This window comes from Thermostichus sp. MS-CIW-38, assembly GCF_054058415.1.
Window position 1 is genome coordinate 1 of the sequence record NZ_JBSSAH010000036.1, and the last position, 12500, is coordinate 12500.

13 protein-coding genes (1 of these 13 running past the window's edge) are annotated in these 12500 nt (G+C 60.0%); 6 read left to right on the top strand and 7 right to left on the bottom strand.

The window, feature by feature from the left end; genetic code table 11:
• A partial coding sequence (locus ACVWXZ_RS11360; RefSeq protein WP_457402474.1) for a zinc ribbon domain-containing protein occupies positions 1 to 240 on the top strand: 240 nt, incomplete at its 5' end.
• A 31-nt stretch (positions 241 to 271) separates the two neighbouring features.
• Here ACVWXZ_RS11360 and groL read toward each other — a convergent pair.
• The 4 genes from groL to ACVWXZ_RS11380 form a co-directional block, all read right to left on the bottom strand.
• Positions 272 to 1891, bottom strand: coding sequence for a chaperonin GroEL (groL, locus tag ACVWXZ_RS11365; protein ID WP_414357711.1), 1620 nt, complete (start codon positions 1889 to 1891; stop codon positions 272 to 274).
• Between the two features lie 199 nt (positions 1892 to 2090).
• Positions 2091 to 2417, bottom strand: a complete 327-nt coding sequence (locus ACVWXZ_RS11370) for a 30S ribosomal protein PSRP-3 (protein ID WP_414330048.1) — start codon at positions 2415 to 2417, stop codon at positions 2091 to 2093.
• An 88-nt stretch (positions 2418 to 2505) separates the two neighbouring features.
• Complete coding sequence (locus tag ACVWXZ_RS11375) at positions 2506 to 3621, bottom strand: NAD(P)/FAD-dependent oxidoreductase (protein ID WP_414357710.1); 1116 nt, start codon at positions 3619 to 3621, stop codon at positions 2506 to 2508.
• Between the two features lie 11 nt (positions 3622 to 3632).
• Positions 3633 to 4112, bottom strand: a complete 480-nt coding sequence (locus ACVWXZ_RS11380; protein ID WP_414330053.1) for a GNAT family N-acetyltransferase — start codon at positions 4110 to 4112, stop codon at positions 3633 to 3635.
• 152 nt (positions 4113 to 4264) lie between these two features.
• Between ACVWXZ_RS11380 and ACVWXZ_RS11385 the strand changes: the two genes are divergently transcribed.
• The gene (locus tag ACVWXZ_RS11385) at positions 4265 to 5017 is read left to right on the top strand and encodes a Uma2 family endonuclease (protein WP_457402476.1); all 753 of its coding nucleotides are present in this window, start codon (positions 4265 to 4267) and stop codon (positions 5015 to 5017) included.
• Positions 5018 to 5104: 87 nt separating this feature from the next.
• Positions 5105 to 5737 carry a lysophospholipid acyltransferase family protein gene (locus ACVWXZ_RS11390; protein ID WP_414331435.1) on the top strand — a complete coding sequence of 211 codons (633 nt, stop codon included), beginning with the start codon at positions 5105 to 5107 and terminating at the stop codon, positions 5735 to 5737.
• On the opposite strand, the gene ACVWXZ_RS11395 is transcribed toward ACVWXZ_RS11390, so the two are convergent.
• A complete protein-coding gene (locus tag ACVWXZ_RS11395; RefSeq protein WP_414331431.1) occupies positions 5706 to 6155 on the bottom strand; it encodes a (2Fe-2S) ferredoxin domain-containing protein in 450 nt (149 codons plus the stop codon). The genes ACVWXZ_RS11390 and ACVWXZ_RS11395 overlap by 32 nt on opposite strands.
• Before the next feature lie 59 nt (positions 6156 to 6214).
• Here ACVWXZ_RS11395 and ACVWXZ_RS11400 point away from each other — a divergent pair, with 59 nt between their 5' ends.
• Positions 6215 to 6775 (top strand): 2'-5' RNA ligase family protein, encoded by a 561-nt coding sequence (locus tag ACVWXZ_RS11400; RefSeq protein WP_457402478.1) that lies wholly within the window; start codon positions 6215 to 6217, stop codon positions 6773 to 6775.
• Between the two features lie 34 nt (positions 6776 to 6809).
• On the opposite strand, the gene gap is transcribed toward ACVWXZ_RS11400, so the two are convergent.
• Together gap and ACVWXZ_RS11410 are read right to left on the bottom strand one after the other, a co-directional pair.
• The gene (gene gap, locus ACVWXZ_RS11405) at positions 6810 to 7829 is read right to left on the bottom strand and encodes a type I glyceraldehyde-3-phosphate dehydrogenase (RefSeq protein ID WP_414421616.1); all 1020 of its coding nucleotides are present in this window, start codon (positions 7827 to 7829) and stop codon (positions 6810 to 6812) included.
• 156 nt (positions 7830 to 7985) lie between these two features.
• Entirely contained in the window at positions 7986 to 8546 is a 561-nt protein-coding gene (locus tag ACVWXZ_RS11410; protein WP_187147224.1) for a Crp/Fnr family transcriptional regulator, read from the bottom strand.
• A 97-nt stretch (positions 8547 to 8643) separates the two neighbouring features.
• Between ACVWXZ_RS11410 and ACVWXZ_RS11415 the strand changes: the two genes are divergently transcribed.
• Positions 8644 to 11538, top strand: coding sequence for a helicase-related protein (locus ACVWXZ_RS11415; protein ID WP_457402480.1), 2895 nt, complete (start codon positions 8644 to 8646; stop codon positions 11536 to 11538).
• Positions 11535 to 12500: the start of a DUF559 domain-containing protein gene (locus tag ACVWXZ_RS11420; RefSeq protein WP_457439659.1), read on the top strand. 3576 nt of this gene lie beyond the right edge of the window; only the first 966 of its 4542 coding nucleotides appear in the window; its start codon is at positions 11535 to 11537; its stop codon lies off the right edge, out of view. The genes ACVWXZ_RS11415 and ACVWXZ_RS11420 overlap by 4 nt, the downstream gene beginning before the upstream one ends.

Here is a 12500-nt window from a genome sequence, read left to right on the forward strand (position 1 = left end):
CCTGCCTACACCAGTCAGACCTGCCACAAATGCCTGCACATCCACCCTGAGCGGGGTAAGTCCTACCGCAATGGTAAGTCGTTCAAGTGTGGACATTGTGGGTGGGAAGGGGATGCTGACTATAACGCTGCTCAAGTAATCTCTCTCCTTGGGGCGACTGTAAACTCGCCTGAAATTCCGAAACTTAGCTGCCCTCTGGGGCCGCTAGGGACTGGGATAAAGCCCGCATCCTGCGCATAGCGCTGGTGTCGGGCAGTTTACTTTCGCAAGACTACATCATCCCCTTAGGTGCAGAGCCAGCCGCCGGCTTGGGCTCAGGCTTTTCCACCACAATCGCTTCGGTTGTGAGGTACATTCCGGCTATGGAAGCCGCGTTTTGCAGCGCTGAGCGCACCACTTTGGCCGGATCGACGATCCCCTGGGCAAACATATCCACATAGGTTCCGCTCAGGGCATCGAAGCCAAAGGGCATCTCCTTCTCCAAAACCTTTTCCACCACCACTGACCCTTCCAGACCGGCATTGTGGGCAATCTGAAAGAGAGGGGCCTGCAAGGCTCGGTAAACAATTTCTGCCCCCACCTGTTCTTCGGCATTCAACTTGGCCTTGAAAGCCGGGATCCCTTTGGAGAGGTGCAATAGCGTCGCCCCACCGCCGGGGACGATCCCTTCTTCCACCGCAGCTCGGGTGGCATTTAGGGCATCCTCAATGCGCAGCTTGCGGTCTTTGAGTTCGGTTTCAGTAGCGGCCCCCACTTTGATGACTGCTACCCCCCCAGCTAACTTGGCGATGCGTTCTTGCAGTTTCTCGCGGTCGTACTCGGAATCGGTGGTTTCCAGTTGCTTGCGAATTTGAGCCACTCGCTTTTCCACCGCCGCTTTGGTGCTGCCATCGGTCACAATGGTGGTCTTGTCTTTGGTGACAGTGATCTTGCGGGCCACCCCCATCATGTCCAGGGTGACCTTATCCAGCTTGATGCCAACATCCTCAGAGATGAGCTGCCCGCCGGTGAGAATGGCGATATCTTCCAGCATGGCTTTGCGCCGATCCCCAAAAGCCGGAGCCTTGACCGCCACCGCATTGAGTACCCCCCGCAGGCGGTTCACCACCAATGTGGCCAGAGCCTCTCCCTCCACATCCTCCGCAATGACCAGAAGAGGCCGACCCTCGCGGGCCACCCGCTCTAGGATGGGCACCAGATCTTGCAGGCTGGAGATCTTGTTGCTGGTAATCAGCAGATAAGCATTCTCATACTCGGCCACCATCCGCTCCGAGTCTGTGACGAAATAGGGGGAAATGTAGCCGCGGTCAAACTGCATCCCCTCCACCACGTCCAACTCGGTTTCCAGCGACTTGGATTCTTCGACCGTGATCACCCCATCTCGCCCTACAGCATCCATGGCCTTGGCGATCATCTCTCCCACTTCGCTGTCATTGCCAGCAGAGATAGTGGCTACTTCGGCGATGGTTTTACGGCCTTCCACAGGCTTGGCATGAGCTGCAATTTGCTCCACCAAGTAGGCAGTGGTCTTTTCAATGCCGCGCCGCAGAGCCACAGGGTTGGCGCCCGCCGAGATGTTTTTGAGCCCTTCCCGCACCATGCTTTGGGCCAGGATGGTGGCTGTGGTGGTACCATCTCCGGCCACATCGTTGGTCTTAGAGGCCACTTCCCGCATCAACTGGGCGCCTGTGTTCTCCAAAGGATCGGCCAACTCAATTTCCTTGGCAATCGTGACCCCGTCGTTGACGATTTGGGGGGCACCAAACTTCTTCTCCAAGACCACGTTGCGTCCTTTGGGGCCAATCGTAACCTTGATTGCATCCGCCAGTTGGTTGATGCCCTGCTCCAATGCCTTGCGGGCCTCTTCTCTAAACAGAATCCGCTTTGCCATAGAATCCGCGATCCTCGTAAGTCTGACTGGGCTCCTACTTTGGGTACTGCCAGGCGGAGTGGGGTTCCCAGGAATCCTCCGGCTCGGCTAGCAGGGAGTTAGCACTCTAAACTCCCGAGTGCCAATCTAGCTCAAAGACGGGAGCCTGAGCAAGATGGGCAGATCCGGAGTCACGTTTTGGCTGACAGGGGGGAGAGGGCTAGGAGTTGCCACCGATCAGGATGTCGGGAAACTGGGCCTGGGCTTCGCTGATGGGGCGGTTGCGCCCGCCGTTTTGCCAGTAGTTGATGAGTTCGGTGGCTCGGTTAAGCAGCTCGATGCGATCCACTTCGCTGATCCAAGTTTTGCTTTCCAGCTCAGCCTTAAGCTGCTCCCAAGCGTCATCCCGCGGCCAGAAAAAGTAGTGGGTGAGGGGGCTGCGGTTTTTGGCCACCACCTGATCGACGGCAATAGCCAAATCGTTTTCCAACCAGAGGGCTTTTAGGGCGAACTTCGGCAAGGCTCTCTTCTCCTTTGGGCTACTCAACGGACGATCCGATCCTAACCAGGCAGCCTTTCATTCTGACATATGTCCTGTCCATCGGCGGGCCGAGAGCCGGAAGATGGATACGGGCTCAGCCCTGTCTGGGGGCAAAGGGCCCTAGATCACAGAGGGCTGTTTCCCCTTTCAGTACCAAGTCCCGCAGGATGGCGGCGCTGATCGGGGCCAGCAACACTCCATTGCGATAATGGCCGGTGGCAATGAGCAGATTGGCGTAGCCAGGAGCCCAACCCAGGATGGGGGCGCGCTGTCCCACTGGTCGAGGCCGATGGCCGGCCCAATGATCCAACAAAGTTGCTTCGGCCAAAGCCGGGCAGAGTCGGATGGCGCGGGCCAGCAGATCTTGTAGCGCCAGCAGCGTCGGCTCGGGATGAGGGGCCTGAAATTCCACTGTTGCCCCCACCCACAGGGATCCATCGCCCAAAGGAACCAGATGCAGATCCGCGTCGGTGACCACGGGCCCCAGGGGGATCCCGGGAGCTCTGACCCGCAGGGCCTGGCCTTTGACCGCTTGCAGGGGCACCTGCAACCCCAGCTCTTTGGCCAGAGGGGAGCTGCCCAGACCTGCCGCCAGAATGACGTGACCTGCCGAGAGGGTGAGAGCGGGGGTGTAAACCGCTTGCAGGCGAAAGGGGGGATCCGAGCTGCGCTGAATCTTCTGGACAGGCTGGTGGAAGAAAAAGCGGGATCCCTTGCGTTGGGCTGCTTCCAAGAGAGCCTGGGTTAGGAGCTTGGGCTGGACTTGTCGATCCTGGGGAGAGTAGATGGCCGCCGCCAGGTCGCTGCGCAGGCCGGGCTGCAGGGATCCCACTTCGGCAGGGCTGAGCAGATCTAGGCGGTAACCTGCTTGTCGGCGGGCCGCCAGGGTCTCTTGCCAAGCTTCCACTTCCTCCTCCCTGAGGAGTTTGAGAATGCCGCGCCGATTGACGGGCAAACTCCGGCCCAGGTCTTCCTCCAGCCGCGCGATTAGGGGATCGAACAGCTCCAGGCTTTTTAGACGCAACTGCACCACCTCCCCGCTAGGCTGGCGGCTGCAGATCCCCATCAACACCCCCAGCGACGCGCCCGCGGCGCCTGAGGCCGGCTCTCCGGCATCCACTCCAATGACCGACAGCCCAGCTGTGGCCAATTCGTAGGCAATGGCACAGCCCACCACCCCACAGCCAATCACCAACGCATCACAGTTCAACAGCCCGACCCTCAACGGAGACGCTTTTCGTAGTGATACTCCACAGAGTTGCTGCGATCGTGCAATTCACGAATTTCCGGCAGACGCACATAGCCGAGCCGCTCATAAACCCGATGAGCCGTCGTGAAGCGAGTATCTGTCCACAGATGCAGAGAGTCCGCCTGCTGCTGCCGAGCCGCAAATTCGGCCTGTTCAATCAAACGCCGACCCAAACCTCGACCGCGCACTGCGGGCAGAGTGTAGAGTTTTTTCAGCTCCATGCGCCCAGGGATCCCATCGGGCACAAGGCCGACACAGCCGACCACTTGATCCTGATGCTGCGCCACCCAAAGGGATCCCCCCATCTCCGCAAAGGCCGTGGCAGGCTGAAGCAACTCCGGCACTTCTTCGATATCCAATACACAGCCTGGATACTCCGCAAAGACCACCTGCAAAATGTGGAGCAGAGCTGCACTATCCGAATTTTCAGCAGGACGGATATCGATCTGCATCAAGCAGCGAAGAAAAAGAAATCATCGTTAAGTAAAGCTTTCTCGATTGTACCTGGGCTTGCTCGAGGACTCTGTTTTCTCTGTTTCTCAGGGAGCAGAGGATCCCTGAGGTGAGCAGCTAAGATCGCTAGCATCCCCAACCCCATCTGCCCATGGATACTGAACTGCTGGTTCCCGACGTCGCCGATCTCGTAACAGAGGATGATACCCCGGTGGATAACTTTGCCTCGGAAAAACAGCAGCGCCTCCTGACTGGAGCTCTCTACAGCGCTTTGCGCGGCAAAACCTTTTTAGCAGCGGCAAATGTAGGCATCTACACCGCCATCGGTCGGCCCCCGATTGTGCCGGATGTTTTTCTCAGCCTGGACGTCACGGTGCCGGAGCAATGGTGGGAGAAGCAAAACCGTTGCTACCTGCTCTGGCAATTTGACAAGCCGCCGGATGTGGTGATCGAGATCGTCTCCAACCGCGAAGGCGACGAGCTGGAAGGCAAGCTGAGCCGTTATGAGCAGATGCGAGTTAGCTACTACGCGGTCTTCGATCCCAATCATGAGCTGGGGCCAGAGGAGTTGTGCATTTTCGAACTGCGGGGCCGCCACTACGCGGAAATGACCGAGACCTGGCTAGAACAGGTGGGGCTGGGCCTGACGGTGTGGGAAGGCGTTTTTGAGGGGAAACAAGCTCGCTGGTTGCGCTGGTGTGATGCCCAAGGGCAGTTGCTGCTGACCGGCGATGAACAGGCTGAGTTGGAGCGGGAACGGGCGGAGCAGGAACGTCAACGGGCGGAACAAGAACGCCAAAGAGCCGAACAAGAACGCCAAAGGGCGGAGCGAGAACATCAACGGGCGGAGCGTCTGGCGGCAAGATTGCGGGCTTTGGGTGAGGATCCCGATTTGGAGAGCTGAAGCCCAGGGATCCCCTTCAGCACCCACCCTCCACTACACTCAGAGAGGGAACTGCTGCCGGAGTGGCAGGGATCGTTGGACTCACAGATGGGTTATCGCCGCCGGGATTGGTTGGCCTACTGGCTGCTCAAGTGGCTGGTGGTCAACCCCTTGTTTCGGGGACTGTATTTTGGGCGCACCTATGGGCAGGAAAACGTGCCTCGCCAGGGATCCCTCATCGTCGTCAGCAACCACGCCAGCCATTTGGATCCGCCGCTGGTGGCCAATGCGGTGCGCCGCCCGGTGGCCTTCATGGCCAAGGAAGAGCTGTTTCGGGTGCCGGGGCTGAAGCAGGTGATCCAGCTCTACGGCGCCTACCCGGTCAAAAGAGGCGGCTCTGACCGCGCTGCCCTGCGGGCCACGGAAGCAGCTTTGGCGCAGGGATGGGCGGTAGGGATCTTTTTGAATGGCACTCGTACCCCCGATGGCCGCATTCCTCAGCCCCACTTGGGAGCGGCCTTGGTTGCAGCCCGCACCCAAACGCCTCTGCTGCCTGTAGCCCTTTGGGGCACGGAAAAGGTCTTGCCCAAGGGATCCCGGTGGCCGCGCTTGTTCTGCCCCATCACGGTGCGCATTGGCAACGTGATTCCCCCCCCTGCTTCCAGCGATAAGGCCGATTTGCAGCAGGTGACGGCAGAGTGCGTGCAGGCTATCCATGCCCTTTTGGATCAGGGGCGCTGAGGGTATCTTGGGCTACCAGATACTCAACAACAGGGATCCCTCCCAAGATGTGCTTTTGAAGAATCTCCTCCACCACCTCCGGCGTGACCGAGTGGTACCAAAACCCACCGGGATAGACCAGCAGCACAGGGCCGGGAACAGCATAGTCGCACGCCCGCAGGCAGTTGGCTTTGGTGCGGTGTACCCGCAGGGATCCCCCGCTCCCGATTTCCAGGTTCAATTCCTTGATCCGCGATTTCAAATAGTCCCAGGCTTCCAATCCCACGGCTTTCTCACAACATTTGGGCTTGGTTTGATCTGCACAAAGGAACAAATGCCACTGGTAGGGCGGAATGGGAGCCGGCTGAGGCGCTTGGCCTGGGGATCCGGTTGCCGAGGAGGGATCCAGGATAGGGGAAGAAGCGACAGGACGCGACATAACAAGATGTTTGGGCTTGGCTACAGTTGCATTATCCCCTGTTCTCTAGGTTCTTACCGATGCTGGTGGATAACCCCAAGCAGCGACTGTTTCTTGCTCTGCTTCCCCCTCCGGCCCTGCAAGAGCAGGTGACGGCCATCCAGCAAGAGTTTGCAGAGCAATTTGCCAGCCGAGCAGCTCTGCGCTCTCCCCCCCACATCACCCTGGTGCCGCCGTTCGAGTGGCCCAGTTCCGAGCTGCCAGCCTTGACGGGATCCCTAGAGGCCTTTGCCAAGCAGCAAACTCCCGTCGCCATCCAGTTATCCGGCTTTGGGGCCTTCGCGCCGCGTGTCATTTTTATTCACGTCGTGCCCTCCCCAGAACTGCAGCGGCTACAAGCTCAAGCCCATCACCACATGGGGCTCCTTCTCAACCGGAAAGAAACGACCGCTCAAGCCCGTCCGTTTGTGCCCCACATAACCGTGGCCTTTCGAGATCTAACCCCCGCCCACTTTCGCGCCGCCTGGCCAGAGTTCAAGACGCGTTCTTTCCAGAGTGCGTTTGTAGCGTCAGCTTTGACGCTCCTCCTCCACGACGGCAAACGTTGGCAGGTTTTTGCCCAGTTCTCGATGGGGGAATAATGGGGAACAGAAGAGGGTTGCCAACCGAAGCAGCCTACTCCACCCAGTGAGCGGCCATGTATTCCGCCAAGTCCAACACCCGCTGGGAGTAGCCCCACTCGTTGTCGTACCAAGCCATGACCTTGACCAGATCCCCATCCAGCACACTGGTCATCTCCGCATCCACAATGGCCGAGCAGTCGTGGCCGCGGTAGTCGATGGAGACCAAGGGAATATCCGAGTAGGCGAGGATCCCTTTCATCGTAGTTTCTGAGGCTTCTTTGAGGGCAGCGTTTACCTCCTCGGCAATCACGCGCCGCTCCGTCTGCACCACCAAGTCCACCAGAGACACATTGGGCGTGGGAACCCGTACCGCCACCCCATTCAGCTTGCCTTTCAGCTCCGGGATCACCAAAGCCACCGCCTTGGCCGCCCCCGTGGTGGTGGGCACCATGCTCAATGCTGCTGCCCGGGCCCGCCGCAGATCGCGGTGACCACCATCTAAGATCCGCTGGTCGCCGGTGTAACTGTGGGTGGTGGTCATGGTGGCACGGAGGACGCCGAACTTGTCCAGCAACACCTTGATGATCGGGGCAAGGCAGTTGGTGGTGCAGCTGGCGTTGCTGACAATGTTGTGCCGCACCGGGTCGTAGGTGTGTTGATTAACACCGTAGACAAACGTGGGAATGTCTCCCCCCTTGGCCGGGGCGGTGATCACCACCTTTTTGGCCCCCGCTTCTATGTGCTTAGAGGCACCCTGGTAGTCGACAAAAACACCTGTAGCTTCAATAACAAGATCCACCTTCCACTCTTTCCAGGGCAGGTTGCTGGGGTTGCGGTCGGAAACGGCATAGATATGCTTGCCGTTCACCACCAAACCGTTTTCTGCAGGCTCAACGTCTGCTCCCTGCAACGGCCCAAGGATGGAATCGTACTTGAGCAGGTGGGCAGCCGTGCGAGCATCTGAGGTGTCGTTGATGGCAACAATGTCCAGGTTGGACTGGGAGCGACCCAGCCAACAGCGCAAAAAGTTGCGACCAATGCGACCAAACCCGTTGATGGCTACCCTAACCACTGCTCCTGACCTCGCTGCTTGAAATCTCTTGGGGGCTGCTGCCTAGCACATGATATCGCAACCCCTGAACATTCTGAAGACAAAATTTGGGATCCAAGGGGTTGTCTTCGTGGACGTTGACCTGCAAACCTATGCGGAGCAGGGATTGAGCCTCTTTCAAGCGGGATAGCGCTGGTGCAGCAGAGCCATAGCCGAGGCTACATTTTCTACCCCTCGCTGCTCCAGAAGATCCGTGAACATACTATCCAGCCAGTAAAGGTGCTCGCTGATGATCTGGCTCCAGGCGCGGTAGAGTTTCACCTGGACTTCCAGGGGCAGCAGGATCAGCCCTTCGGTGGAAAGGCGTAGGGTTTGCACCTCGGTCATGCTCACTGCCGTAAAGGAGCGCCGCCGCCCCGTCAGCAGAGAAAGTTCCCCAAACAAGCGCCCGGCGTGCAGCGTGGCCAGCCAATAATCTCCCGGATGTCGCACGTACTGGCGACGCAGCTCCACCACTCCACTGAGGATCATGTACAGGTCACTGCTGGGATCCCCTTCCTGGAAGATCACCTGGCCTGGGGAAAAGCGGCTGGGCAACAGGGCTGCCGTCAATGCCTTCCACTCGGCATCTTCCAAGGATTGGAAGAGCAAATGCTCGCGAACACGCTCAAACGGATAACGGGGGCTGCTCATGATGTCGGTGGGCCAGAGGGGTACCTGAGGCCGGCTCCGTTTCATCCTACCGCTGCCGGCAGGGTGTTGGGAGATGGGAGAGAGTTGTCCCCAAAGAGTATCTAAGATGCAATGGAAAAGGTAGGTCGCTCCCAGGGATCCCATGCAGCCTGGCTCAATTGTCCGCTGCCGCAACCGCGAGTGGGTGGTGCTCCCCGCTGATTCAGAAGAAATTGTGGTGCTGCGGCCCCTCACCGGCACCCCAGAAGATGCGGTTTGCATTCACCGACACCTGATGAACCTTGTGGGCGGCACCTTGCCCTTCGAGCGAGTGGAGCCTACCGCCTTTCCTTGGCCCTCTGGGGATCATCCTGCCGATACCACCAGTACCCTTCTCCTCTGGCAGGCGGCCCGGCTGATTTTACGGGAGGGCGCAACTCCCTTTCGCTCTCTGGGGCGCCTCTCGATTCGGCCACGGGTATACCAGTTTGTGCCCTTGCTCATGGCGCTGCGCCTCGATCCGGTGCGGCTATTGATTGCCGACGACGTAGGGGTGGGCAAGACCATCGAGGCGCTGCTGATAGCCAGGGAGCTTTTGGATCGCGGCGAGATCCGACGCCTTTGTGTCCTGTGCCCTCCCTATTTGTGCGAGCAGTGGGCCAGCGAGCTGGCCGAGAAGTTTAACCTGGAGCCAGTGGTCATCCGCTCGGGAACGGTGGGGCAATTGGAGCGAAAAACCCCTGTTGGGCGCAGCCTCTACGAGCACTTTCCTGTCCAGGTGGCCAGCATTGACTTCGTCAAGACCGAGCGCAACCGCCACCCATTTCTGCAATTTTGTCCTGAGCTGGTCATTGCCGACGAAGTCCATGGGGCAGCGGCGGCCCATGGCAAAAACCAGCAGGAGCGCCACAGTCTGCTCAAAGCGGTGGCCCAAAACCCCAACCGCCACCTGATCCTGCTGACGGCAACTCCCCACAGCGGTGTCGAAGAGGCCTTCCGCTCGCTGCTGGGGCTGCTGCGGCCCGAGTTCGAGACATGGGATCTCCAGGATCTCAACGAAGACCAACGCGTCCAGCTAGCCCGTCATTTTGTCCAGCGCACGCGGCGAGATATTCGGGAAACTTGGCAGGAGCTCACCTGTTTTCCAACCCGGGAAGCTGAAGATGAAACCTACACCCTTTCTGAGGGGCAGCGCAAGCTGTTCGAGGACACCTATGGGTTTTGCTCGGAATTGGTGTGCACAGGGCAGCAACTAGAGAAGCGCCAGCAGCGAGTGCGCTACTGGGGAGCGCTGGCCCTTTTGCGCTGCGTAATGTCCAGCCCGGCGGCAGCAGTAGCGGCATTGCACAATCGCAGCGGAGCAACCCTGGAGGCAGAAGAAGAGGTTGAGGCAGAACTGAGCCGCTGGGTGTTCGAGTCGGCAGAAGAGCGTACCGACGATGAGCTGCCAACGCCAGCTCTTGAAGCCGCAGACCCAACCCTGCCGGATAGCGACCGCCGCCGGTTGCAGGCCCTGGCCCGTCTGGCCAAACAGCTCCAGGGCCCAGAGCACGACACCAAACTGGCGCGGGCCATCGAGCTGGTGAAAAAGTTGCTTCAGGAAGGTTTTCATCCCATCCTCTGGTGCCGCTACGTTGCCACTGCGGAGTATCTGGACAGTTACCTTCGGCAACAGCTGGGATCCCCAGCCCAAGTAGCCTGTGTAACGGGCAGGATGGGAGACGAGGAGCGGGAGGCCAGGATCGCGAACCTGGAAGTTGACCGACCACGGGTGCTGGTGGCCACCGACTGCCTCTCGGAAGGGATCAACCTGCAGGAAAAGTTTACAGCCGTCATCCACTACGACCTGCCCTGGAACCCCAATCGGCTGGAGCAGCGGGAGGGCCGGGTGGATCGCTACGGCCAAAAGGCCAGCCGGGTCAAGGTCATCCGCTTTTTTGGCCGCGACAACCCCGTAGATGGCGTGGTACTGGAGGTGTTGCTCAACAAAGCGCGGGAGATCCACCGCACCCTGGGCACCCACGTGCCTGTGCCGGAGGCTAGCGAAAGCGTTACCCAGGCTGTGCTCGAAGCCCTCTTCCTGCGCAAGGGACACTGGTCCGCCGAGCGCCAGCTAACCCTCGATCTTGGCGTGCCGGAAGTGGATGAGTTTCATCGGCGCTGGGATCGCTCTGTCGAACAGGAGCGGCGCAACCGCACCCGTTTTGCCCAGCGAGCCCTCAAGCCTGAGGCAGTGCAGCGGGAGCTGGAGGCCACCGATGCCGTGCTAGGGGATCCCGAAGCTGTGCGCGAATTCTTCCTGGCTGCCGCCCAGCGCCTCAACCTAGCCATAACCCCAGGGAAGCGGTCGGGGGTCTACCAGGTTAGCGTCGGCTCCGAAGCCACTGCCACCTTGCCGGAAGCCATTCGCCTGGCCCTGCCCTCTCCCAAAGGCGGGCGTTGGCTAATCAGCTTCGACTCGCCCACGCCCGAAGGTGCCGAATACATTGGCCGCAACCACCGCGTCGTGGTTGCCCTGGCCCAGTTTTTGCTGGAGGAAGCCCTCGACAACCCAGAGAAAGGGGATGCTGTCGTCTCCCGCTGCGGCGCTCTACGCACCCGAGCGGTAGTTGATCTTACAACTCTACTGCTGCTGCGGGTGCGCTACCTGGTGGAGCAACCCCAGGGGCAGCCTCTCTTGGCGGAAGAGGTGCTGGTGCTAGGCGGTGTTGGCCTGGAGAGCGGCGAGGCCCGCTGGCTGGAGACGGGCGCAGCTCTCCAACTGCTGGCCACGGCCAAGCCGGATGAGAACCTACCGCTAGCGGAAAAGCGGGAGCTGGTTCAGCATCTCCTGGCCTGTCTCGGCCCGTGGCAGGAGACAGAGGAAAACTGGGGAAGGGATCACCGGCTGCAGCAGGCGGCGCGGGAGCGGATTTTGCAGCGTGCTGCTGAGCTGGAGGCTGCCCATAGGCGCATCCGCCAAGCCGTGTCCCTACAGGGGCGGGGGCTGAAGGTGAAGCCGCAGCTTCCCCCCGATCTTTTAGGACTCCTTGTTCTCCAACCGGTGGTTTGCCGATGAGCGAGTTTTCTGGGGTACGCATCGAAGGAGGCCTGTTGGGGCCCGATATTCTCGAAAAGCTGCTGGCAGGGGATCTGCCAGGACAGAAGCCAGAAGACTTCGGCTTTAACAGCAAGCGCGGCCCAGTCGAAGAGATTGCCGCGGTCTTTGCCGATTGTCGAAAGTACTGGGAGGCCTTCCAGAGCCGCCTGCAGCGCCTGCCCGAAAGCGATCTCGCCACCAGCATCACCCGCGATGCCTGGGCGATCCCCTTCTTCAGTTTGCTGGGGATCGAGGTGCGCTATCAACCGCGCGCCTGCGAGGTGGACGGAATGAACTTCCCCATCTCGCATCGCATGGGCGAGGCGGAAGACGCGCCACCGGTGCACATCGTCGGCGCGCGCCAGGAGCTGGGCCGCGTGCCGGCTTCTGGCCGGCCTCGCCTGGCACCCCACTCGCTGCTGCAGGAGTATCTCAACCGCAGCGAGCACCTCTGGGGCATTGTTACCAACGGATTGACCCTGCGCCTCCTGCGGGACTCCACCTATGTGCGTCGGCAGGCCTATGTGGAGTTTGACCTGAAGCAGATCCTAGAGGAGCAGCGGTTTAACGACTTTGCCATCCTCTTTCGGCTGCTGCACCGCAGCCGCTTGCCCCAAACGGCAGAGCTAGCAGGGGATTGTCTGCTGGAAAAGTACTACCAACAGGCCCTGGAGCAGGGTGGCCGGGTACGGGAACGGCTGCGGGAGGGGGTTGAGGAGTGCATCAGGTTGCTGGCAAATGGGTTCCTGGCCCATCCCAAGAACCAGAGGCTGAGAGCGCGGCTCTTGTCGGATCCCAGGGAGCTCTACCGCCAACTGCTGCGCTTGGTCTACCGGTTCCTGTTCCTCTTGGTTTCCGAAGAGCGGGGGTTGATGAGCAGCGCGGCGCTCTATCGCGAGCACTACAGCGTGACGCGGCTGCGGCGGTTTTTGGATCGGCAA